This window comes from Corynebacterium singulare (genome assembly GCF_000833575.1).
GTDB lineage: Bacteria > Actinomycetota > Actinomycetes > Mycobacteriales > Mycobacteriaceae > Corynebacterium > Corynebacterium singulare.
The window spans coordinates 950,308-970,393 of sequence record NZ_CP010827.1; the positions used below are offsets into that span (position 1 = coordinate 950,308).

26 protein-coding genes are annotated in these 20,086 nt (G+C 60.0%); 15 read left to right on the forward strand and 11 right to left on the reverse strand.

Annotation, left to right across the window (positions count from 1 at the left end):
* Nucleotides 1-37 precede the first annotated feature (37 nt).
* Both CSING_RS04410 and CSING_RS04415 read left to right on the forward strand, forming a co-directional pair.
* Nucleotides 38-1,315, forward strand: coding sequence for a serine/threonine-protein kinase (locus CSING_RS04410; protein WP_042530048.1), 1,278 nt, complete (start codon nucleotides 38-40; stop codon nucleotides 1,313-1,315).
* Between the two features lie 97 nt (nucleotides 1,316-1,412).
* Nucleotides 1,413-2,093, forward strand: a complete 681-nt coding sequence (locus CSING_RS04415; protein WP_042530050.1) for a hypothetical protein — start codon at nucleotides 1,413-1,415, stop codon at nucleotides 2,091-2,093.
* A gap of 15 nt (nucleotides 2,094-2,108) precedes the next feature.
* On the opposite strand, the gene CSING_RS04420 is transcribed toward CSING_RS04415, so the two are convergent.
* The 6 genes from CSING_RS04420 to rpmB form a co-directional block, all read right to left on the reverse strand.
* A complete protein-coding gene (locus CSING_RS04420) occupies nucleotides 2,109-2,825 on the reverse strand; it encodes a TetR/AcrR family transcriptional regulator (RefSeq protein WP_042530052.1) in 717 nt (238 codons plus the stop codon).
* Nucleotides 2,826-2,910: 85 nt separating this feature from the next.
* Nucleotides 2,911-3,705, reverse strand: coding sequence for a hypothetical protein (locus CSING_RS04425; protein ID WP_042530054.1), 795 nt, complete (start codon nucleotides 3,703-3,705; stop codon nucleotides 2,911-2,913).
* A 235-nt stretch (nucleotides 3,706-3,940) separates the two neighbouring features.
* A complete protein-coding gene (gene rpsR / locus CSING_RS04430; RefSeq protein ID WP_010187626.1) occupies nucleotides 3,941-4,195 on the reverse strand; it encodes a 30S ribosomal protein S18 in 255 nt (84 codons plus the stop codon).
* Between the two features lie 15 nt (nucleotides 4,196-4,210).
* Nucleotides 4,211-4,516 (reverse strand): 30S ribosomal protein S14, encoded by a 306-nt coding sequence (rpsN, locus tag CSING_RS04435; protein ID WP_042530056.1) that lies wholly within the window; start codon nucleotides 4,514-4,516, stop codon nucleotides 4,211-4,213.
* A 3-nt stretch (nucleotides 4,517-4,519) separates the two neighbouring features.
* The gene (gene rpmG / locus CSING_RS04440; protein WP_042530058.1) at nucleotides 4,520-4,684 is read right to left on the reverse strand and encodes a 50S ribosomal protein L33; all 165 of its coding nucleotides are present in this window, start codon (nucleotides 4,682-4,684) and stop codon (nucleotides 4,520-4,522) included.
* 2 nt (nucleotides 4,685-4,686) lie between these two features.
* Nucleotides 4,687-4,923 carry a 50S ribosomal protein L28 gene (gene rpmB / locus CSING_RS04445; protein ID WP_005279911.1) on the reverse strand — a complete coding sequence of 79 codons (237 nt, stop codon included), beginning with the start codon at nucleotides 4,921-4,923 and terminating at the stop codon, nucleotides 4,687-4,689.
* 613 nt (nucleotides 4,924-5,536) lie between these two features.
* Between rpmB and CSING_RS04450 the strand changes: the two genes are divergently transcribed.
* The 7 genes from CSING_RS04450 (at nucleotide 5,537) to CSING_RS04480 (ending at nucleotide 11,093) form a co-directional block, all read left to right on the forward strand.
* The gene (locus CSING_RS04450; protein WP_005530151.1) at nucleotides 5,537-5,806 is read left to right on the forward strand and encodes a type B 50S ribosomal protein L31; all 270 of its coding nucleotides are present in this window, start codon (nucleotides 5,537-5,539) and stop codon (nucleotides 5,804-5,806) included.
* Between the two features lie 15 nt (nucleotides 5,807-5,821).
* Entirely contained in the window at nucleotides 5,822-5,995 is a 174-nt protein-coding gene (rpmF, locus tag CSING_RS04455) for a 50S ribosomal protein L32 (RefSeq protein WP_039674524.1), read from the forward strand.
* A gap of 229 nt (nucleotides 5,996-6,224) precedes the next feature.
* Entirely contained in the window at nucleotides 6,225-6,923 is a 699-nt protein-coding gene (locus tag CSING_RS04460; RefSeq protein ID WP_042530063.1) for a response regulator transcription factor, read from the forward strand.
* Nucleotides 6,920-8,473 (forward strand): HAMP domain-containing sensor histidine kinase, encoded by a 1,554-nt coding sequence (locus CSING_RS04465; RefSeq protein ID WP_042530065.1) that lies wholly within the window; start codon nucleotides 6,920-6,922, stop codon nucleotides 8,471-8,473. The genes CSING_RS04460 and CSING_RS04465 overlap by 4 nt, the downstream gene beginning before the upstream one ends.
* Nucleotides 8,474-8,604: 131 nt before the next feature.
* On the forward strand, nucleotides 8,605-10,125 hold the full coding sequence (locus CSING_RS04470) for a S1C family serine protease (protein WP_236684033.1): 1,521 nt from the start codon (nucleotides 8,605-8,607) through the stop codon (nucleotides 10,123-10,125).
* Nucleotides 10,126-10,278: 153 nt separating this feature from the next.
* Complete coding sequence (locus CSING_RS04475; protein ID WP_042533145.1) at nucleotides 10,279-10,845, forward strand: MogA/MoaB family molybdenum cofactor biosynthesis protein; 567 nt, start codon at nucleotides 10,279-10,281, stop codon at nucleotides 10,843-10,845.
* On the forward strand, nucleotides 10,845-11,093 hold the full coding sequence (locus tag CSING_RS04480) for a hypothetical protein (protein ID WP_042530068.1): 249 nt from the start codon (nucleotides 10,845-10,847) through the stop codon (nucleotides 11,091-11,093). The genes CSING_RS04475 and CSING_RS04480 overlap by 1 nt, the downstream gene beginning before the upstream one ends.
* A gap of 82 nt (nucleotides 11,094-11,175) precedes the next feature.
* Here the strand turns inward: CSING_RS04480 and mscL are convergent, their stop codons facing one another.
* The 3 genes from mscL to CSING_RS04495 all read right to left on the reverse strand — a co-directional run bounded on the left by mscL (nucleotide 11,176) and on the right by CSING_RS04495 (nucleotide 13,200).
* The gene (mscL, locus tag CSING_RS04485; protein WP_042530070.1) at nucleotides 11,176-11,607 is read right to left on the reverse strand and encodes a large conductance mechanosensitive channel protein MscL; all 432 of its coding nucleotides are present in this window, start codon (nucleotides 11,605-11,607) and stop codon (nucleotides 11,176-11,178) included.
* A 315-nt stretch (nucleotides 11,608-11,922) separates the two neighbouring features.
* Nucleotides 11,923-12,591, reverse strand: a complete 669-nt coding sequence (locus CSING_RS04490) for an SAF domain-containing protein (protein WP_042530072.1) — start codon at nucleotides 12,589-12,591, stop codon at nucleotides 11,923-11,925.
* A 42-nt stretch (nucleotides 12,592-12,633) separates the two neighbouring features.
* Nucleotides 12,634-13,200, reverse strand: coding sequence for a 5-formyltetrahydrofolate cyclo-ligase (locus CSING_RS04495; RefSeq protein WP_042530074.1), 567 nt, complete (start codon nucleotides 13,198-13,200; stop codon nucleotides 12,634-12,636).
* A gap of 70 nt (nucleotides 13,201-13,270) precedes the next feature.
* Here CSING_RS04495 and CSING_RS04500 point away from each other — a divergent pair, with 70 nt between their 5' ends.
* From CSING_RS04500 to sepX, 4 genes are all read left to right on the forward strand, one after another.
* The gene (locus CSING_RS04500; protein ID WP_042530076.1) at nucleotides 13,271-14,200 is read left to right on the forward strand and encodes a UTP--glucose-1-phosphate uridylyltransferase; all 930 of its coding nucleotides are present in this window, start codon (nucleotides 13,271-13,273) and stop codon (nucleotides 14,198-14,200) included.
* A 61-nt stretch (nucleotides 14,201-14,261) separates the two neighbouring features.
* On the forward strand, nucleotides 14,262-15,554 hold the full coding sequence (gene glp, locus CSING_RS04505) for a molybdotransferase-like divisome protein Glp (protein WP_042530078.1): 1,293 nt from the start codon (nucleotides 14,262-14,264) through the stop codon (nucleotides 15,552-15,554).
* A 4-nt stretch (nucleotides 15,555-15,558) separates the two neighbouring features.
* The gene (locus CSING_RS04510; protein WP_042530081.1) at nucleotides 15,559-16,269 is read left to right on the forward strand and encodes a GNAT family N-acetyltransferase; all 711 of its coding nucleotides are present in this window, start codon (nucleotides 15,559-15,561) and stop codon (nucleotides 16,267-16,269) included.
* A gap of 142 nt (nucleotides 16,270-16,411) precedes the next feature.
* Nucleotides 16,412-17,743 carry a divisome protein SepX/GlpR gene (gene sepX / locus CSING_RS04515; RefSeq protein ID WP_042530083.1) on the forward strand — a complete coding sequence of 444 codons (1,332 nt, stop codon included), beginning with the start codon at nucleotides 16,412-16,414 and terminating at the stop codon, nucleotides 17,741-17,743.
* Here the strand turns inward: sepX and CSING_RS04520 are convergent, their stop codons facing one another.
* The gene (locus tag CSING_RS04520; RefSeq protein ID WP_042530085.1) at nucleotides 17,744-18,361 is read right to left on the reverse strand and encodes a DNA-3-methyladenine glycosylase I; all 618 of its coding nucleotides are present in this window, start codon (nucleotides 18,359-18,361) and stop codon (nucleotides 17,744-17,746) included. It abuts the gene before it with no gap.
* A gap of 24 nt (nucleotides 18,362-18,385) precedes the next feature.
* Nucleotides 18,386-18,922 carry a methylated-DNA--[protein]-cysteine S-methyltransferase gene (locus tag CSING_RS13260; RefSeq protein ID WP_084226166.1) on the reverse strand — a complete coding sequence of 179 codons (537 nt, stop codon included), beginning with the start codon at nucleotides 18,920-18,922 and terminating at the stop codon, nucleotides 18,386-18,388.
* A 52-nt stretch (nucleotides 18,923-18,974) separates the two neighbouring features.
* Here CSING_RS13260 and CSING_RS04525 point away from each other — a divergent pair, with 52 nt between their 5' ends.
* Nucleotides 18,975-19,388, forward strand: a complete 414-nt coding sequence (locus CSING_RS04525) for a DoxX family protein (protein ID WP_042530087.1) — start codon at nucleotides 18,975-18,977, stop codon at nucleotides 19,386-19,388.
* On the forward strand, nucleotides 19,375-20,064 hold the full coding sequence (locus CSING_RS04530; protein WP_042533147.1) for a zf-HC2 domain-containing protein: 690 nt from the start codon (nucleotides 19,375-19,377) through the stop codon (nucleotides 20,062-20,064). Before CSING_RS04525 ends, CSING_RS04530 begins: the two co-directional genes overlap by 14 nt.
* Nucleotides 20,065-20,086 lie beyond the last annotated feature (22 nt).

Genomic DNA, 20,086 nt, shown 5'->3' on the forward strand with positions numbered 1-20,086 from the left:
GACTCAGCGCACTCTTTGCATATGGTGCAATGGTCAGGTGACTAGTTCCTATTTCGTTCAGTGGCTTACCCAGCATAAGCGCTACACCACCGTGTACCTGTTGGGTGAAGGCGGCATGGGGCAGGTCTTTCATGCGACGGATCCAGATCTCTCCCGAGAACTAGCGGTCAAGGTGCTGCTTGATGATGTCCGTGATGAAGCCTCACGCGCCCGCTTCCACAACGAGATGAAGGCGCTGACCCGTATCGGAAGCCATCCCGGCGTGGTTCAGTTCTACTCCAAGGAATCAACTCCGCGTGGTGACGACGTTATGGTCATGGCCTTTATTGACGGTGGCACTCTCGCGCATGCGATTAAGGATCGCGCCCGCACTGGACGAGGCTTTAGCGTGAATGAGGTTGTCTATTACCTCAAGCCGATTGCCTCGGCATTGGACTACATGCACCACGAGTTACATCCTGGCTGGGTACACCGCGACGTCAAGCCGGCGAATATTCTGCTTCGGAAGCGTCCAGGTAGTCTCCCGCCAGCTGTCCTCACGGACTTCGGCATCAGCATTCAGGAAGGCCAGTCCCGCCTGACAAGGATTGGGCACATCGTAGGAACAGAAAAGTATTTGGCCCCCGAGAACAATGGCCGAGCTTATGGCGATGATGATCTTTCGGCCCGTGCAGACGATTACGCCTTGGCACTCATCGCCTTTGAAATGTTGACTCTGCATCATCTCAAAGACACGATGCCCCGCAGCGAGTGGATAGGGGAGCGTCGCCTCCCCGATCTGACGAGTGCGGCCTTTGCCGATTTCCTAGCTCCGGAAACCGCGCGAGTGGCTAGCCACGTACAGAAGGTATTAGATAAAGCCCTCGATGGCGTGCCCATGCGCCGCTATGCCACGGCGCAGGAGTTCATCTCGGCTCTCGACAAGGCAGCGAGCTCGACCTCGTCTCCGGCCGCACTGCCTAGGCAGCACGTGCCCACACCAGAGGCCCAGTCACAACCGGGGCCAGAGGCCCGTGTGACACCACCCTCGCAACCCGAACAGCAATCTCCGCTACCGCGCATATCGCAGCAGCAACAGCAGCTGTGGCCAGAGCCGTCGGGGCCGACAGAACACAGTCGGCCAACCGGATTTTTCACACCGGCAAACCCCATCTCGTCAACGGAGCACATTGATCCTTCAACGCCTGTAACTCCGGCGGTGCCGTCAGGTTCACGCATACCGGACAAGAAGGACAACACGAATGCACTTTTCATCGCTGCGACCGTCGTGGTAATCTTCCTTATTTTCCTGGTGACCTGGGCAGTTGTGGCTTAGCGGAAGGCTCTTTCAGAAGCTCCATAGGAGTTGGCGCTAGACTGAAAGACAATTTTCCGGGCATGATTGCCAAGTTGTGCCCCCGACGGAGGTGACTATGAGCACGCAACAACCACATACGCTTCAGGAAGCGGAACGCGGCCCGCGGCTGCGGATTGATGATCTCATTGGTGGCGTGAGGATCGTTGCACCGGGGGAGGAAGTCGTTGTCGGCCGCGCCGGTGATTTTCGTGTGGGCGAAGGTGATCTCACCCTGCACCGTCATCTCTTCCAGCTGTGGTACGCCGGCCAGGGCTGGATGATTTGTAACGTGGGCAGCCACATCCCGTTACGCATCGAGCTGCGTGGGGTTAAGGGGTTCTCGCGAATCGACCTCGGCCCGCGGGCAGTGGCCGCCGTTCCGCCCGGACCATCCCGTATCACTTTTGAGACCCCCGAGTGCCCTTATGAGCTCTACATTGACGTGGAGAATAGCAATTATGCTCGTCGCACCAAGCGCGAGCAGGTGCAGGAAGAAGAACGCACCCGAACTCGCCACGTACCTAACGATGAGCAGGAGGAACTCCTGCGGCAGCTAGCGAGTTACCTCAAGAAGCCCGGCTCAACGGATGCTGATATTCCATCCGTGCGCGAGATTGCGGACGCCCTGGAATGGACGGAAAAGAAGACGAACCACAAAATGGATCGACTCGTTGACAACCTCAAAGCCGACGGTGAGAAGGTCTACAAACCCTATAAGACGTTTCTGGCGCACTACGCCATTCGTCACGGACGCTGAAGGCGCCGAGGGCTACTAGCGTGCGGCCTTCTTGCGGTCGGCGGCGGCAGCAGCGGCTGAAGAGATGGAGTCATTGCGGTTCTTGAGCAACTCCAGGGTCGTGGCCTCTGCGGCGTCGGGAGGAGTGGTGCCGAGGACTGCCAGTGCGGCATCCGCCAGCATGGCGGATTGCTCCGGCACGCGCTGGGACGCATCGAACGGTGCTGTGCCATCATTGGGGCGCATTTCAATGACGGATAGGGCGATGTGGAAGGGGAGCTCAACGCGCGGATCATCTTCACCGACAATCCCGGCGGCAGCCGAGCGGAAATGCTCCTTCAGACGGTCACGCTGCTCGTGGTACTCCCCAAACTCCGGGGAGTTAGCCACCGGAAGCTGATATAGCCGGCCCACATTCCACGCGGAAGTCAGCAAGAGGCGCGACTCTGCCGCAACGAGAGACCACAAGCGCTGGGCCGGTGCGGCGTCTGAGTTAGCCAACTCTTCTGCGAGCTCGAGGGAAGGTTCGATGGTGGAGTTGAGCAGGGTAAGGAAAATATCCGTCTTGGACGGAAAGTGATAATACAGCGAGGCCTGGCGAATACCCACGGCATCAGCGATCTGGTGGGTTGAAGTCGTGGCAAACCCTTGTGTGGTGAACAGCTCGGACGAGGCGTCTAAGATCTCCTCGCGCGCGGTGTTGCCACGGCGGCGTGGGCTGTTCTTACGCGGCCTGCCAACGGTACCTGCCATCAGGCGGACTCCCTTCGATGAGCGTCACTCACTAATTATTTTCAATTCAACTATCGTACTCCGCACAGCGGGAAGGGCTTAATTCCTACCCTTTAGTTGTGCCTACCACACTACCGTGCCGCGCAACGATGGATTCTACAGTTGCAGAAACAGTGCGGCAGGCAGAGCCATAGGCGGTGCGATCGAGTGGGGGAAGGTCACCAAGAACAACGCCGTGCTTGTCGACGCCCTCGTACCACCTTCCGAGCTCAAGTGCCACGCCCGTGCCCCAGGCGAGGCTGAGCCCCTCGGCCTCGCTGGCGGTGAGCAGCTCGCGTTCTACTCCGATGGCCAAACGATCCGGAGTAGGGCGAGGGGCGGGCGCTGCCCAGCGGGCAATGGCGGAGACAGGGGCCAGCAGAGTCGGGCGGATGGCGACGTCAGCGGAACGGTCCGGCAGGCCATCGACGAGCTTCAGCGGAGCTGGGCGCTTGGCTAAGACATCCGTGTAGAGGTCCTCTTCGCCGCCAGCGCCCAATGGGAGGCCGGCATCGGCACGGGTGGCGGCAGATGCTTCAACCGCGGCGCAGTTAAGGCCAGCATCGGCGATTACCTGCTCCAGCTGAGGGTCTTCTCCTAGCCACGTAATGCGCATGGATGGTAAGAGATCGCCCCGGGCGGCAGGCCCAGTGAGACGTACAGGGCTGCAGAGGCCCGGAGAGCGCACGAGATCTGTGACCACGCGGGCAAACCACGCTGCCAGCTCGACGCCATCCGCGCGGTGCGCAGCAGCATTGCGGATGAGGTCCTGGGCCTCTTCCAGCAGGCCACGGGCGTGCGCGGGGGAGTGGCAGTGTGCGGCGAGCTCGCTTAGATCAGTTAAGGATTCGTGCAGCGACATAGGTTCTCAGGCCCCTTCCTGTCAGGGTATTTCTCGTTCTTCAATCTAGCAGTACAGCCACCGATGGCCATGTGGCGGGTGGTGCGAGGTTACGTCAGTTGTAGCGGTGAAAACGAGGACCGCCGCCCCAGCTCCTCTGAATGAGGAACGAGGCGGCGGCCTGAAAGCTCTTTTGTCCTGTCCTAGTGAGTCACGAGTACAGCGGCAAAAGTGCGCTGTTGAAACCAGCTAGTGTTTAGCGGGACGTGAACGGCAGGAGAGCCATTTCGCGTGCGTTCTTGACGGCAGTAGCAACCTGCCGCTGCTGCTGCGGGGTCAGACCGGTGACGCGACGGGAGCGGATCTTGCCACGATCGGAGATGAACAGACGCAGAGTCTTGATCTCCTTGTAGTCAACCTTCTCAATGCCCTCGGCCTTGAGCGGGTTCTTCTTCGGGCGACGGGTCTGCTCCATACGGAACTTCTTGTGGTTATTACGCTTGACAGCCATTGTGTGGTTACCCCTTTACCAGCTGGACTTGCGAACGCCCGGCAGCTCACCACGGTGAGCCATGCCGCGCATACGGACACGGGACAGACCGAACTTGCGGAGGTAACCGCGCGGGCGGCCATCGGCAGCGTCGCGGTTACGGACGCGAACGCGTGCGGCGTCGCGCGGCTGACGGTTCAGCTCGAACTGCGCCTCGAGGCGCTCGTCGTCCGGGGTGTTCGGGTTCTTGATGATTGCCTTGAGCTCAGCGCGACGCTCCGCATAGCGGGCGACGATTTCCTTGCGCTGCTCGTTCTTGGCGATCTTAGACTTCTTAGCCATAAATTATCGCTCCTCGCGGAATTCGACGTGCTTGCGGACAACCGGATCGAACTTCTTGAGGGTGATGCGATCCGGGTTGTTGCGCTTATTCTTGCGGGTCACGTAGGTGTAACCGGTGCCCGCAGTGGACTTCAGTTTGATGATTGGACGGATGTCATTACGTGCCATCTTTAGATCTTCTCCCCACGTGCGCGAATCTTGGCCACGACGGACTCGATGCCGTCACGGTCGATGATCTTCATGCCCTTGGTGGAAACATTCAGGGTGATGGTACGGCCCTCGGAGGGCAGGTAGTACCGACGACGCTGCACGTTGGGGTTCCAACGGCGCGAGGTGCGGCGGTGCGAGTGCGAGACCTGCTTGCCGAATTCCGGCTTGCGGCCCGTTACCTGGCAAATAGCCGACATGGGTCTTCTTTCTCCTAGCCGCCCACATCGAAAGCGACTAACGGAGTGCCTAATCCGCGGTGAGGCGCGGCGCTCGAAAAGTGAGGTTGAGCAGGAGGCTTAATCCGTTGAACACCAGTTGATGAGGGCGTAAAACGATTACTTTGACAACAGCAAGGGGAAATCTTACATGCCAGCCAGCTCAGAACCTAATCGCCGATCAGTTGAGCCATCGAGTAGGCGCGTGCGGTTGGCCGCGCTGAGAGGCGTGCGGACGGGGAGGCGTCGCTAAGCATAGCGTGCCAGCTCTTGCCCTGCTCACCTCGCTGTAAGAGCAGGCGAAACTGGCGACGAGAGCGCATGTGTAGCGCCCGTCAGGTGTGTAACCTCTGAGGCCCTGTGTGGCTGGAGATATAAAGGAAATGTTGGGCCGTAGCCGCGATTTAGGTTTTGGTACCTCGGCCCTGTAGGATATTCCGAGTTGTCGGCGAGAGCCGCACAGTTTGTAAGCATTGAGACCCAACTCGGGCACGATCCTTACGCACGCTGTGGCGTTGCGACGTGTAGTGATGCACCCACGCACGGTGTGGAGAGAGGGAACCGACCCGTAGTTCAACCCTGAGGGAATCGACATATGAAGAAAGATATCCACCCGGATTACCACCCGGTGGTCTTCAAGGACGCCGGTACCGGCCACTCCTTCCTGACCAAGTCCACCGCTACCTCCGACCGCACCGTTGAATGGGAAGACGGCAACGAGTACCCGCTCATCGTCGTCGACGTGACCGCTGAGTCCCACCCGTTCTGGACTGGTGCCCAGCGCGTCATGGATACCGCTGGCCGCGTTGAGAAGTTCAACCAGCGCTTCGGTGCAATGGCTCGCCGTAAGAAGAAGAACGCGTAAGGAGGATAGGAAAAGATGGCAACTCCTAAGTTTAAGAAGTCCCGCGCGAATACCCACTCTCGCCGTTCCCAGTGGAAGGCTGACAACGTCGCCCTCCAGGAAGTCACCATCGACGGTCAGACCGTGCGTATCCCGCGCCGTCTGGTGAAGGCTGCCAAGCTCGGCCTCATCGACGTCGAGCAGTTCTAAGGCGTTTAAGCCTGCTGCTGTGACAGTATCCCCGGCGTAGTCATTCAAACTGAGTGATTATGCCGGGGATTTTTCTATCTTCACCCCGTCATTGAGCAGCGCGTTTCGGGGTTGAGGAAGGGGGGTATGAAGCCGGAGGGGTGATTTTCGTCCTTAAGGGGGGATTGAAGGGGGCGAAATAATACGTTTCGCTTCGTTAAAATGCCCTTCATAAGTCATAATTGGTTCTATGAAGATTCTAGTCGTGGATGACGAGCAAGCCGTACGCGAATCGCTTCGCCGATCTCTGAAGTTCAATGGTTACGATGTGGCGCTGGCCGCCGATGGTGTTCAGGCCGTCGAAGCAGTGCACAGCGATAACCCTGATCTACTCATCCTCGATGTCATGATGCCAAACATGGATGGCCTCGAGGTCTGCCGCACTCTGCGTAGTGAGGGCTGGGACCGTCCGATTCTTGTGCTTACCGCCCGTGATGGTGTCTCGGATCGTGTTGCTGGCTTGGATGCGGGTGCTGATGACTACCTGCCCAAGCCCTTCGCGTTGGAGGAGCTGCTCGCGCGCGTGCGTTCCTTGGTCCGTCGCGCTGCTGCTGATTCCATTGGTGCAAAGCCGCCGGCTGAAACCCAGCTGAGCTTTGAGGATCTCAAGCTGGATGCAGACACCCGTGAGGTCACCCGCGGCGGCCGTCAGATCTCTCTGACCCGTACCGAGTTTGCCCTCCTGCATCTGCTTATGGAAAACCCGCGCAAGGTGCTCTCCCGCAACACCATCCTCGAAGAGGTGTGGGGCTATGATTTCCCCACCTCGGGCAACGCTCTCGAGGTCTACATTGGATACTTGCGTAAGAAGACCGAGGAAGATGGCGAACCGCGTCTCATCCACACCGTGCGTGGCGTGGGCTACGTGATGAGGGAGGCTATCGCGTGATTCTCCGAAGGCCCGCGCCTCACGCGGTGCCTTCTGAAGCCTCACCGGCCGCCGCACAGGTGGCCATGTCCCCCCGCCGCGGCAGCTGGGCTTCACGGGCGCCGCTACGGTGGCGCCTTTCTCTCGTGACAGGCGTTGTCGTCGCTGTATCGGTTGCAGTCATGACATTGGTGACCTATTGGCTGGTGGCAGCGTCAATGACGGCGAGCGTGGATAAGCTCATGGCGCAACAGGCCGATGTGCTGATACGTCAAGCGCAGGATCCCAGCTTCGTCGGCAATATCGACCAAGAAATCGCGTCCTTCAAGCTGTACAACCCGGAGACACGGGTCTCCATTTCGCCTCCTTCGGCCACTTTTGCCTACGGTGATGCTCTCCCGGTGGGCGGGGATTTCAAGCGTGACGGTGACACGACGGAAACCTCCATCCGTACGGTGAATGGCGAGCGGGTGTTGGCTAAATCTCACGATGGCGGCGCCACGGTGGTCGTGGCTAAGAGCCTTAGCGCTACTGAGGAACTAATTTCTGCCGTGGGCTCAGCGCTGCTGATTATCGTTGCCTTCGGCGTGCTGCTGGCAATTTTTGCGGGCATGGTGGTGTCGAAGACAGGAATGCAGCCGATCGCGCGCCTGAAGCGCGCGGCAGATTACGTTACCCAGACCAATGACCTGCGCCCGATTGAAGTTGTCAGCAACGATGAGATGGCGCAGTTGACGGTGTCCTTCAACCGAATGCTGAGCGCCCTTCAGCACGCTCGCGTGCAGCAGTCCCAATTCGTGGCCGATGCCGGTCACGAGCTCAAGACGCCGCTAACCTCCATGCGTACCAATATTGAGCTACTCATGATGCTTAACAAGTCTGGTGGTGGATTCGGCATCAGCGAAGAAGATCGCCGCGACCTCGAAGACGACGTGATGGCACAGATGTCTGAGCTCTCCACTCTTATTGGTGATCTCGTGGACTTGGCGCGAGAGGACGCAACGGAGAAGGAACCGGAGCCGGTGGAGCTGCATGAGGTTTTGGAGAACTCTCTCAACCGAGCACGTCGTCGCCGCCCCGATGTGGATTTCCGCGTGAGGTTTATCCCGTGGGTGCTCGATGGCGATCCTTTCGCCTTGGGTCGTGCCACGCTCAACCTCATGGACAATGCGGCCAAGTGGTCTCCGCCTACCGGTACGGTCCGCGTGTCTATGCGTCAGGTGGCAGCGAACAAGGTGTGTCTGCGCGTCGATGACTCTGGCCCCGGTATTGCTCCAGAGGAGCGGGAAAAGGTGTTCGAGCGTTTCTACCGCTCTGCGGAAGCTCGTTCGATGCCGGGCTCCGGCTTGGGCTTGGCCATCGTCAAGGCTGTGGTTGAGCGTCACAATGGTGTCATCACCATCAAGGACTCCGCGGATGGCGGAACGCGTATGGAAGTCATTTTGCCGGGCCGCCCCACGGAAGGAGATGCCATGGTGGACGGACTGGAAGAACAGCCTAATGAGTTTCAGGAGGATACCCCCGCTGACCGTGGCCAGATCTTTGCGGAGCGGTGGTTCAACCAAGGCTAGCCAGAGGCTAACATCCCAGTTCATGGTATACAGGAAACGTTCAGCTTCTAGTAGCAGAATTGCAGTGCACTAACAGATCCGCATCAGCGCTGTAGTGCACACTAGATGACATGAACGTGAGGAACTCGAACATGGATAACTCGCAGGAACCCCGTAACACTCAGGCGGGGAGCGAGTCGACTGGCTGGAACCAGCCGCGCTCTGCGGCACAGACCCCGCAAGGCTTTGGGAACCGTCCCAGCCACAACCCTGAGCAGAAAGGGTCCAATGACGCTTCGGGGGCGTCGGCCCCGTATGTGCCTCAGGCACCGCACTCTCCGTACACCGGCCAGGAATCCATGGGCGGGGAGACGTCGTATAGCGGCGGCAGCTCCTATGGTTTTGGTGGCCCGCGGCCACGCAACGGCTACAACGCGCACAGCACTCAGCAGCAGCAACCCTATGCCGGACAGCGAGCGTTCGGCACCGCTGCCAGCACTGGTCACAACCCCCAGAATCAGCCAGTGTTCGGCGGCCAACAGAATGCTGGTGTTCACATGGTTCCTACTGACAAGCAGTCCACACCCAAACGCACAGTTGGCTTAGGCACCGCGTTGGCGATGCTGGTAGGTGCCATCGCTGCGGGTGGTGTGACCGGCGCTGTCGTCGGCGCGATGAACAATGACAAGGATTCGACGTCGACGGTCAATGAGGTGTTGCAACAGCAACCCGTGGTCAACAGCACGGGCAAAGAGCCTGCCGATGGCTCCGTGGAGGAGGTGGCCTCGAAGGTGCTCCCAGCAGTGGTGTCGATTTTTAGTATGACGCGCTCGGGTGGTGCTGAGGGCTCTGGGTCAATCATTTCCCCGGATGGCTATGTTCTCACCAACCACCACGTGGTCGCGGGAGCGGATCAAGGCGGGCGCCTTGAGGTAACGATGAATGACGGCTCGCATCATTCCGCAACCTTTGTGGCCTCAGATGCCACGACAGACGTTGCCGTAATCAAGATCGATGATGCGAAAGACCTGCCGTTCTTGCAGTTCGGCGATTCTGATTCCGCCGCAGTGGGCCAGGAAGTCGTCGCAGTAGGCTCGCCGCTGGGACTCAATGCGACGGTGACGTCCGGCATTGTGTCAGCAAAGAACCGTCCAGTGCGCGCTTCACAGGAAGGCGGGGAGTCTTCGCTTATCGACGCCATCCAGACCGACGCCGCGGTAAACCCCGGAAACTCCGGCGGACCACTGGTCGATATGGAAGGTAATATCATCGGCATGAACTCGATGATCGCCTCCCTGTCCAGTGGCGCTAACGCTGAAGGTGGCTCCATTGGGTTGGGCTTTGCCATCCCGTCCAACTTTGCTAAGCGCATGGCTGATGAGCTCATTAACAACGGCAAGGTCAAGCACCCCACGTTGGGAGTGAAGGTGCGCGCGCAAAGCACTGTCTATGGTGCAGAAATCGTCGAGGTGGAACCCGACAGCCCCGCTGACAAGGCAGGCTTGAAGGACGGCGATATTGTCACCCGAGTCAACGATCGCCTCATTGAGAGCTCCGATTCGCTGATCGCGGCCACACGTTCTCAGGAGTTCGGTGCGACCGTCACCCTTGAAGTGACGACCAAGGACAGCGAAGATTCGCGACAGGTAGAGGTAACGCTGGCGAGCGAGTAAGTTTACACATAGCCAAGCGGTTGAGTGGGCGCCGTGTTCGGGGCCGCACAGAGACCGCCGCACCTAGACCACGCAGAGAACACCCCACGGACAACACTGAGCCTTTGGCCTTAAGGAGACACTCCCTTGGCAGAGAAAACCGATACCACAGACATGCTGGGACGCGACGCCTCATACGAGCTTGATGACGTCAACGAACCCGATGACGCCTTCCTTTTTGCCAGTGAACAGGAGCAGAGCGTGCAGGCGCCACGTCGTGCGCTCGTCGTCATCGTGACGGATCACCCAGATGACACTGCGCAGGATACTTCCCGCCTCGCGGGCGAGCTGCTGTCGGAAGCAGAGTTTACCGTTGATGGTGCTGTGATTGTCCGTTCGAAGAAGTCCAAGATCCGCCAAGCCATCGAAACAGGTGTCGTAGGTGGCGTGGACCTCGTGCTCACCATCGGCGGTACCGGCGTGGGGCCGCGCGATAAGACTCCGGAGGCCACTCGCGCAGTGCTGGATCAGATGGTCCCCGGTGTGGCACAGGCGCTGCGGTCCTCCGGCCAGGCGTGTGGTGCGGTGGATGCATGCACGTCCCGCGGTATCTCCGGTGTCTCCGGCTCGACGGTGATTGTCAATGTCGCAGCGTCGCGTGCCGCGGTCCGTGACGGCATGGCTACGCTGACGCCGCTGGTACACCACCTCGTTGACCAGCTGCAGAAGTCCAGCGTCTAATGGCTGAATCAGATCGGCGTCCTGCACGTCGTCGCCGCCGCGTACAGCGCCCGTCCACTGCGCAGAATTATGACCGTAGCTTTGATGCACCCAGCACGGATTTCCGCGACACCGCAGGGAACGTGGGTGATGACGAGCTGCGCAGCGTCGCGCTCGACAATGACTCCGTCGTCGGAAACGACGATGAGCCCACCGGTGAGGCCTTCTACCGCGAGAATATGCCGCCGCATTTCGGGGCTACCCAGTAGAGCAGGCGGCCGTAGGCAGTGCATGAAAAAAGGGCCGGCCTTCCTCCTCGGAACGGCCAGCCCTCCTTGTGTTTTATGCCCTTTACTTCTTGGTGGCGTTGGCGTTCGGGCCCGTAGCACCACCGTTCTCAGCAGCGAGCAGGTCACGAATCTCCGCGAGAAGCTGCTCGCTGGTCGGTGCAGCCTCTTCAGGATCGACACCCTGGCGGCGCTTGGCGCGCTGCGTCAGAGCATCGATCGGCGCAATGACTCCGAAGTAGACCACAGCGGCGATGATGAGGAAATTGATGACGGCGGTGATGACGGCGCCGAAGTCCAGGAAGGTTTCCGGGCTACCGGTGATGCTGAACCCTAGGCCGCCCATATCCGGGGAGCCGAAGGAATTGATGAGCGGCTGGATGAGGTTATCTGTCACGGAGGTGACGATGGCGGTGAACGCCGAACCAATGATGACTGCGACAGCTAACTCAATGACGTTTCCGCGCATGATGAAGTTTTTAAAACCCTTGAGCATATGAATGTCCTTTTCTAATGAAAACCTCGATCGCCTTACAACCTTCCTCGCATGGATGTCGGTGCAGTGCGCCATACGTAGCGTGCCCACCGCGATGTATTCGATGCTGTGGTGGGCTAACGGGAAAGAGGGGCGAGACGGAGCGGGAAACTACTGCGATGAGAGGCCACTGACTGGCGCACTGCCGGCAGCTCCCTGTGGGCTAGTGGGCTGTGGCGCCTGAGTGGACATAAACACACTAATCCGCGCACGTTAACGGAGGCAACGTGCAGAGACAGGTATCCGAGAAAAGGCGCCGACAAACACAGAACCTGACTATGTGTGAGCGCGGTCTCCAACAATGATCACCGTGAGCGGTTGCGCCAGGGACGCGGCGGCGACGGCTTCAGCAGCCTGCGCGGGTAGTGCGACGAGGAGTGTGCGTGTGCGGGCGCCAGCGTCCGGCGCGTCAACCGAGACGACGCGTGCGCCGCTGGCGATTGTGGCGCCTTGTGCAGAGGAACCATAATCATCGAGAGCGACCGCGTCATCCACATCGCGGGAGTCTGTGCCGCCGACGATATTAACGGTATCGCCGTGATGCAGGTTGGATGCGATCTCCGGTTCCGCCAAGGTCAAAGGGATGAGGTGGGCATCTGACATCCCGAAGTCCGCGACGAGGTCGGAGCTCAGCAGCCGCGTAGTAGTGAGGATTTCACCTGCGCCAGCCGATGCCACGAGAACTCGGCCGACAGCCTCCTCCGGGTTACTTCCCAGGGCTGTGGCGGGAAGAAGAGACGAGGGGACACGAGCCACCGCAACATCACCCTGGGCAAGTTTCTCGCCCGCAGCTACCTCGCGTGCCATGACCACGGTGCGAGGCTGCTCACGAGTAGAGGCTAGAGCGCTCACGGCAGCAGCCACGAGCAGCATGCAGGCCAGAGTTCGCCGAATCAGCACGCTGCGTCGGTGCCCTGGTGTGCGCAGGATATGAACGAGTTCCATATCTTCTTAGACTGTGCAGAGCTCCGTGCGGTTCCCAGGTCGCTACATCCAACTCATTCCGCGCTCAGTGAGGATGCCATCGACGGGACGATCGTGGTCCTCAAAGGGAACCTCACGTACTTCGGTGGAATGCACGAGAGCCACCACAGGCGGCTGGCCAGTCGTGAGGGGAGCCAAGGCGCGGTCGTAGTAACCGGCGCCCTTTCCCAGGCGCATGCCTGATGGGCTCACGGCCATGGCGGGCGCCAGAATGAGATCAAGGTGTGCCAGCACCGCGCTGGTGTGGCGTTTGCCAACCGGTTCCGCAATGCCCAACGCGCCGGGACGCATGGCTTCTGGGCCGTCGTAAAGCGTCCACAGCAGCTGACCATCGGTGCCGGAAATCGGCAGATAGACCTCGCGACACGCAGCAGCAATGCTGTCCACCAGCTCTGGGCCACCCGGCTCAGTGCCGAGCGGGTGGTACGCTGCGACCCGCATTGCAGGCGTGAGAAGTGCACGAACCCCGGCGCACCACGCCTTGTTATCTTGAGCGCGCTGCTCGGGGCTGCGCGCTCGGCGCGACTGAAGAAGCTGGGCCCTGAGAACAGCCTTAGGGGAGGTTGTCATGGATATAAATCATAGATCGCTGGCGTAGCGCACCGCGGAGCTGTGGTCGGCGCATTGTAAACTGGAATCTATGGCTATTGCACATGAGGATTCCCCCACTGGGATCGCCACGGTTGTTGTCCCCGCAGCTGGCATGGGCACCCGCTTTTTGCCCGCCACCAAAACTGTGCCGAAGGAGCTGCTCCCTGTCGTCGATACGCCGGGTATTGAGCTGATTGCGGAGGAAGCCGCATCCGTAGGCGCACAGCGCCTGGCCGTCATCACCGCACCTAATAAGCAGGAAGTGATGCGCCATTTTGAGGAATTTCCCGAGCTGGTTGAGACTCTTGACGCTCGCGGCAAGGATGAGCAGGTGGGCAAGGTTAAGCGTGCCGCTCAACTGATTCACCCCATCTCCGTTCCACAGGAGAAGCCCCTTGGTTTGGGGCATGCAGTCGGCTTGGCTGAGTCCGTTTTGGACGAGGACGAAGACTTCTTCGCCGTGATGTTGCCAGATGACATCGTTCTACCCGCGACCGTCATGGGTGAGATGGCTCGCGTACGTGCAGCGCTCGGCGGCAGTGTGCTGTGCGCGTTCGAGGTATCCCGAGAAGAAACCTATAACTACGGCGTCTTTGACGTAGAGGACACCAATGTCCCTGGCGTGAAAAAGGTCGTGGGCATGGTGGAGAAGCCGGAGCCGGAGGACGCTCCGTCCAATCTGGTCGCGACAGGCCGCTACCTGCTGGACCGTAAGATTTTTGATGCCCTGCGTCGCATTAAACCGGGTAAGGGCGGTGAGCTGCAGCTGACCGACGCCATTGAGCTTCTCATCAAGGAAGGCCACCCGGTTCACGTCGTGGTTCACCAAGGCAAGCGCCATGACCTGGGTAACCCGGGTGGATATATTCCCGCAAACGTGGATTTCGGCCTGCGTGATGAGAAGTATGGCCCTGCGCTGTACAAGGCCCTCAAGCACATCATGGATGAGTATGAGGCGGAGAACGGCCTGAAGGGCTAGCCTCCGCACATTAAGCTTTAGTCCATCCCCCCACAGACTCCACAGCGAAGGTAGGCGGTGTATGCGTTCGGTCGATGACCAGATGGCGTTCATTCTTGATGCGGCGGTGACCCCGGAGCCGGTGCGCATAGCCATCGCGAATGCCCTGGGACTCAAGTGCGCTGAGGAAGTGCAGGCGAATCAGCCGCTGCCGGGCTTTCCGCAGGCAGCGATTGATGGATATGCAGTGCGTGCAGTTGATGTCGGCGGGGAGAAGGCACTTAAGCCCCGCCCGCGGCCGGCAGAGGATGAGGCGGGTGATCCTGCCTCAGAACCGGAGACTGAACGTTCCCTACCTGTGGTCGGTGAGGTACCGGCAGGTTCGCGTCAGCCTTTGCGCCTTCAGCCTAAGCAGGCAGTGCGGGTGTACACGGGTGCACCTTTGCCGACGCTTGCCGACGCTGTCCTGCCCCTCGAATGGTCTGATCGCGGACGCAAGCGCGTAACCTCGCACCGTCCAGTGCGCTCGGGTGACTTTGTCCGCCGCGTGGGCGATGACATTCAGCCGGGTGACGTTGCAGTGTCCTCTGGGACCGTCCTGGGGCCAGCACAGATTGGCCTACTCGCTGCGGTAGGCCGCTCCAAAGTTTTGGCCTATCCTCGTCCGCGCGTGACCATCGTGTCCTATGGCAAAGAGTTGGTCGATATTGACCGTGAACCGGGCTTGGGTCAAGTCTTTGACGTGAATTCCTATGCCTTGGCGGCCGCAGCGAAGGAGGCCGGCGCCGACGCGCAACGCGTGGGCATTGCTGCTGGCGAGCCTCGCCGTGTGCGCGAAGCTCTGGAAACCCACCTCGCGCGTAGTGAAGTTCTCGTCATTTCCGGTGCCGTGGGTGGCGCAGGCGCAGACGAGATCCGTGAGGTTCTCGATGAGCTTGGTGACGTCGATACCTCACGTGTAGCCATGCACCCAGGCTCGGTTCAGGGCTTTGGCTTGCTGGGAGAGGAACGTATCCCGACCTTCCTGCTGCCCTCGAACCCGGTCTCTACGCTGGTCATTTTTGAGGTCTTTGTTCGCCCGCTTATTAGGCTATCCCTGGGCAAGCGAAGCGGACAGCGCCGAGTGGTGCGCGCTCGTGTGCTCAACCATGTTGAGTCTCGCCCGGGCCGGCGTGGCTTTATCCGTGCGCGTTTGATGCGTGACGCTGAAACCTCTGACTACCTTGTGGAAGGGCTCGGTGGGGCCGCGGGCGCACCTGCTCACCTGCTTGCTGGTTTGTCAGAGGCCAACGCCATGATTCGTATTCCGGAGGAAGTCACGGAGATCCGACCAGGCGATGTGGTTGACGTTTTGTTCTTGACCCAGCGCAGCTAGGCCCATGCTGGATCCCTTTGGAAATGCCGCTGGGCGGCTGTCGAGCCCTGCGAGCGGTGAGGTTAACCCGAATCATCCTGGTTGGCCTGAGGCCACTCCCGTCGTTCGCATGAGACCAACTCCGGCGTTTCCACACGGACTGTCTGTGCGTTTGCGGCCGCTCATGCGCGGTGATGGCGGAGCTTGGCGGCAGCAGCGAATTGAGGATCGTGAGTTTCTCAAGCCGGTGGAACCAACCCTGCCCACTTCTTGGAACTCCGCGCATTCTCAGTCCGCGTGGTGGAACCACCTGATGTTCCTGCGTGATTCAGCCCGCTCCGGCACCGTGGTCCCCCTTGTTATCGAGGTTGACGGCCAGTTTCGTGGTCAGTTGACCTTGGGAAACATCCAGCACGGAGGAGTCAGTGAATGCTGGGTGGGCTACTGGGTACATTCAGGGGTACACCGCGCGGGTATTGCCACTGCGGCCTGCGCATTGGGGGTAGATCATGCTTTCCACCGGGTTGGTCTGCACCGCGTGACCGCGACCTATCTTCCGGGCAATCCCGCTTCCGGCAAGGTCCTTCACAATAACGGTTTCCGTGATGAGGGTTTCCTTCGCCGCAATTTGCATATTGATGGTGCGTGGCGTGATCACCACTTTTTGGCGCTCAATCGAGAGGATTTTGCATCGAGTGCCGTCGAGCGCCTGCGTAGTAGTGGTCGTATCGCATAAAGGCCGTCGACCTCTGCTTTCACTTAAGTCACAACCTTGTAATTTTGGGGCCGACAATGCCCGAATCGGGTAGTAGGGAGGCTAAAGTGGGGGCCTAGTTGTACTCCCTTTTCGTCGACCCTGGAAAGTGGGAACCTTCCTCATGATGACCACTGTGCCCATCATCCTCGTCATTGTGGTGTGGCTTTTCATTCTTGCTCCGTGGCTGCTGCGCTCCCAGCGTCCCATGAGCCACACCGGTGAGGCCTTCGAGGAGACCCGCGTGCTCTTTGAAGGCGACTCTGGCTCCGTACCGGGCCGCCGCAAGCCACGATTGGGTAAGGCGGATATCCGGCCCAGCGCCCGCGTCTCTGCCGAGGACCCGGATGCCGAGTATGAGCTGGTGCTGGCTGATGATGCCTCGGATGAGCATTCCAGTACTGCTGATGCCGCCTCCAGTAAGGGTCCCGGTGAGGGGACTGAGGGCCATGTCGTGGCGGACACGATCGACGGCGAAGTGGTCGAGACCCCTGAGGGCGCCACCACGGCTGCTTCTGTGGCGGCGGTCCCCGTCGGTGCTGAGAATGCTGCATCAGATGCAGACGCGGCCGAGGACACCAGTGATGACGACGTTGAGGATGACGTCATCGTGGAAGAGGAACGCATCCAGGAGCCCGACGCAGACGTCGATCCCGTTGAAGCTGAGGTCTTTACCACGCCGGCCCACACCTCAGTGGCAGAGGATGCCTACGACTTCGATGAGACCTTCACGTCCCCGGTTGATCTCCTTTATCCGGGGGCTATCGATGCCCCGGCTGCCGCGAGTGCTGCTGTCACTGATGAGGGTACGGCTGATGCTGAGGAGACTGATGCTGAGGACTCCGCAGAGTTCGATGATGCCGTCTCTTCCGGATCAGCTGCTGTTCCCATGAGCGAGGCCGTTGACGGGGAAGAAGAACCGGAGCGCAACCCACACACCGATACCGAGCTTTCCGCTGAGGAGCTTGCCTTTGCACAGCGCCGCCTCGGACGCGGCGGCTGGGATCCGGTAAAGGAGAAGGAAGCATCCGCAACCCGCTACCAGCGCCGCCAGCGCACGCTTATAGGCTTGGCCGTGGCCGTGGTTGCCACGGTTTGTCTCGGCATCGTCTTTGGCGGCTGGGCTTGGTGGCTCGCCGGAATCGCCGGTGTCATCACCACTGTGTACCTCGTCGCATTGCGCTCCCAAGTGCGCCGCGAGCAGGAGTTGCTGCGCCGCCGCGTCTACCATTTGCGCCGTGCACGCCTTGGAGTGCGTAACGCAGAAAACCCAGCTGAATCGTTGCCGCCAAACCTGCGACGCCCAGGTGCCCTCGTCCTCGAGATTGATGATGAGAGCCCTGACTTCGATTACTTGCCGGTCTACGACGAGGATGACACTGACGGTGATTTCGACGGCCCGCACAGCTCTCCACGTCAGCGCCGCGATGACCTTGCGGCGCGCCGTGTGGGCTAGTTAGGCCGGCCAGATACCGGAGGTGCCGCGGCGGTGTGAGCCCACCAAGTGGGCATCCACCATGCCGATGGCCTCCATGAGGGAGAAACAGGTCACCGGCCCTACAAACTTGAATCCTGCATTTTTCAAAGCTTTGGACATGTCTTCAGCTTCCTGCGTGTATTTGGGAATATCTTCCTCGCATTCAGGAGCGATGGTGTCTTCTGGCAGGAAGCTCCAAATGAACTCATCGAGCCCGCCCTCCTCGCGTAATGCCACCGTGGCCTTAGCGTTGGTGAGGGTGGCCTTGATTTTTAAGCGATTGCGGATAATGCCGTCATTTTCCATGAGGCGTTCGATTTCTTCCTCCCCAAAGCTGGAGAGCAGATCCGCATCAAAACCGGCAAAGGCTTCGCGGAAAGCATCACGCTTGCGCAGCACGAGCTCCCAGTTCAACCCTGCTTGAAATCCTTCGAGGCACAGTCTCTCCAAGAGAGCGGACTCTTCGTGAACGGGCATACCCCATTCAGTGTCGTAATAGTGGCGTAGCAGCGGCGAGGTCATCGCCCATGCGGGGCGCCCCAATCCCTCCGCGTCGTACACAGGCCCAGTATCGTTCGTCATTTCCGTAACAGTCATACCTTCTTAGACTGCGCAAACCTCTCAGCGGTTCCCGCTCTGCGCCATCCTAGCGTGGTGTTCTTCGTGTTCTAGGAGGAAAGCCTTGGCTTCGGCGCCGCCGCGGTAGGAACCGATAAGCCCGTCGGCGCGCACTACTCGGTGACAAGGAACCACGATCGGCAGCGGATTGGACGCGCAGGCGCTGCCGGCTGCCCGAACCGCACGCGGGCTTCCTGCGGCCTGTGCTAAGTGCGCATAACTCCACCGATGCCCATAGGGAATGAGGCCGAGAGCTCGGTGGGCGCGATCACGGAAGGACAGCGGGGGAGTAGGCAGGGCGAGTTGCACGTCGAAATGGTGGCGGGTGCCGCCAAAGTATTCGATGAGTTGTTTCGTTGCGGAGCAGAGCACGCGCTCGGGTACGCAGGTAGACCTAGCCGCTGATGTTGCGCGTGGGGATTGCGGGACCGCATCCAGATCAGGGCTCTCAGTAGGAAAATAGACATGGGTTAAGCCGTCGTCGCTGGCGACGAGGGTCAGTGAACCCAGCGGTGAATCTACGGCGGTCCAGATGCTCATGGCGCGGGAGTCCTTTCGTAGGGCAGTGGGCATCCAGGGTAGTCTATGAATCATGAATCGACCCGCTGTTCGCGATGCCGCGTTGCTCATCTTCCGTGCAGTGCTGGGCGTCATCTTCGTGGCGCATGGCGTGGACAAGATGTTCTTTGCTGGCATGGACGAAACCACCGGGCAGTTCTCTGCGTGGGGAATCCCGCAGCCGCAGCTATCGGCCTATTTGGCCAGCGTTGCGGAAATGATTGGTGGTGCCGCCTTGGTCGTCGGCCTGTTGACCACCTTCGTGGCCGGCGCATTGGCGCTGCTCATGGCATGTGCTCTTTACTTTGTGCATTTGAGCAATGGCCTCTTCACTGCGGACGGTGGTATCGAGTATCCGCTGGTGCTCATGGTGTCCTTACTCATGATTGTCGTGTTTGGTTCGGGTCGCGCCAGCGTAGATGGGGTGTTGAACCGTGCTGAAGCATGAGCAGGTGCAGGCGGCAATCTCCGCGCAGTTGGATGGTGAAGTGCCGCAGCTTGCTCCGGATGTTATCGATGCCCACCTTTCCGGATGCCCGGAATGTGCGGCCTTCCGTGATAAAGCAGCTGCGCTGTCTCATTCGTTGAGCCAGGTCCAACCTGCAGGGCACCCCCCTCGGGACCTCTCAGAGGTCATCCTTGCGGGCGTGGAACCGGAATGGCAGCGGGCCTCGAGCGCACGTCAAGCTTCCGTGGCTCTTGCGAGAATAAGCCTGTCAGTACTGTCCGTGGTCTTTCTTGTGTGGGCAGTGGTGGTCGTGGTGAGTGCATCTGGGCTGACCACCACCGGCAGTGAAGGAACTCTGGCAGAAGGTGCGGATCCGGAACGCGCACGCCTGCTCATGGAAGCAGCTGCGTTGCGATTCGGACTAGCCAGCGGTCTCGGTTTTGCCGCTTGGCGGCCAGCATCAGCGCCTGGCCTGCTGCCGGTCGCCTGTACCATGTTCGCCTTCCTCTGTGGCTTCACCATGCGGGATTTCGCTTTGGGAACGGTAGGAGCCGGCCAAATCTACATCCTTGTGGCCACGGGATTGGCTGCAGTGGGCCTGGGCTGGGCGTGGGCTGCAGACAGGGGATTTGTGCTGCGGGACGTTTATCGCGCCCTGACTGCGAGTCCTCGTTAAGCGTTAGGGGAACAGATACATC

Coding starts and splice junctions, on each gene's coding strand:
- rpmG (WP_042530058.1), bottom strand. CDS start 4,684: ATGGCACGTAATGACATCCGTCCAATCATCAAACTGAAGTCCACTGCG.
- CSING_RS04510 (WP_042530081.1), top strand. CDS start 15,559: ATGCTGGATCCCTTTGGAAATGCCGCTGGGCGGCTGTCGAGCCCTGCG.
- rpmF (WP_039674524.1), top strand. CDS start 5,822: ATGGCAACTCCTAAGTTTAAGAAGTCCCGCGCGAATACCCACTCTCGC.
- CSING_RS04495 (WP_042530074.1), bottom strand. CDS start 13,200: ATGACAACCTCCCCTAAGGCTGTTCTCAGGGCCCAGCTTCTTCAGTCG.
- CSING_RS04470 (WP_236684033.1), top strand. CDS start 8,605: ATGGATAACTCGCAGGAACCCCGTAACACTCAGGCGGGGAGCGAGTCG.
- CSING_RS13260 (WP_084226166.1), bottom strand. CDS start 18,922: ATGAGCATCTGGACCGCCGTAGATTCACCGCTGGGTTCACTGACCCTC.
- CSING_RS04450 (WP_005530151.1), top strand. CDS start 5,537: ATGAAGAAAGATATCCACCCGGATTACCACCCGGTGGTCTTCAAGGAC.
- CSING_RS04425 (WP_042530054.1), bottom strand. CDS start 3,705: ATGTCGCTGCACGAATCCTTAACTGATCTAAGCGAGCTCGCCGCACAC.
- CSING_RS04490 (WP_042530072.1), bottom strand. CDS start 12,591: ATGGAACTCGTTCATATCCTGCGCACACCAGGGCACCGACGCAGCGTG.
- CSING_RS04500 (WP_042530076.1), top strand. CDS start 13,271: ATGGCTATTGCACATGAGGATTCCCCCACTGGGATCGCCACGGTTGTT.
- glp (WP_042530078.1), top strand. CDS start 14,262: ATGCGTTCGGTCGATGACCAGATGGCGTTCATTCTTGATGCGGCGGTG.
- CSING_RS04460 (WP_042530063.1), top strand. CDS start 6,225: ATGAAGATTCTAGTCGTGGATGACGAGCAAGCCGTACGCGAATCGCTT.
- rpsR (WP_010187626.1), bottom strand. CDS start 4,195: ATGGCTGTCAAGCGTAATAACCACAAGAAGTTCCGTATGGAGCAGACC.
- CSING_RS04525 (WP_042530087.1), top strand. CDS start 18,975: ATGAATCGACCCGCTGTTCGCGATGCCGCGTTGCTCATCTTCCGTGCA.
- mscL (WP_042530070.1), bottom strand. CDS start 11,607: ATGCTCAAGGGTTTTAAAAACTTCATCATGCGCGGAAACGTCATTGAG.
- CSING_RS04520 (WP_042530085.1), bottom strand. CDS start 18,361: ATGACTGTTACGGAAATGACGAACGATACTGGGCCTGTGTACGACGCG.
- CSING_RS04475 (WP_042533145.1), top strand. CDS start 10,279: ATGCTGGGACGCGACGCCTCATACGAGCTTGATGACGTCAACGAACCC.
- CSING_RS04420 (WP_042530052.1), bottom strand. CDS start 2,825: ATGGCAGGTACCGTTGGCAGGCCGCGTAAGAACAGCCCACGCCGCCGT.
- rpmB (WP_005279911.1), bottom strand. CDS start 4,923: ATGTCGGCTATTTGCCAGGTAACGGGCCGCAAGCCGGAATTCGGCAAG.
- CSING_RS04480 (WP_042530068.1), top strand. CDS start 10,845: ATGGCTGAATCAGATCGGCGTCCTGCACGTCGTCGCCGCCGCGTACAG.
- CSING_RS04415 (WP_042530050.1), top strand. CDS start 1,413: ATGAGCACGCAACAACCACATACGCTTCAGGAAGCGGAACGCGGCCCG.
- rpsN (WP_042530056.1), bottom strand. CDS start 4,516: ATGGCTAAGAAGTCTAAGATCGCCAAGAACGAGCAGCGCAAGGAAATC.
- sepX (WP_042530083.1), top strand. CDS start 16,412: ATGATGACCACTGTGCCCATCATCCTCGTCATTGTGGTGTGGCTTTTC.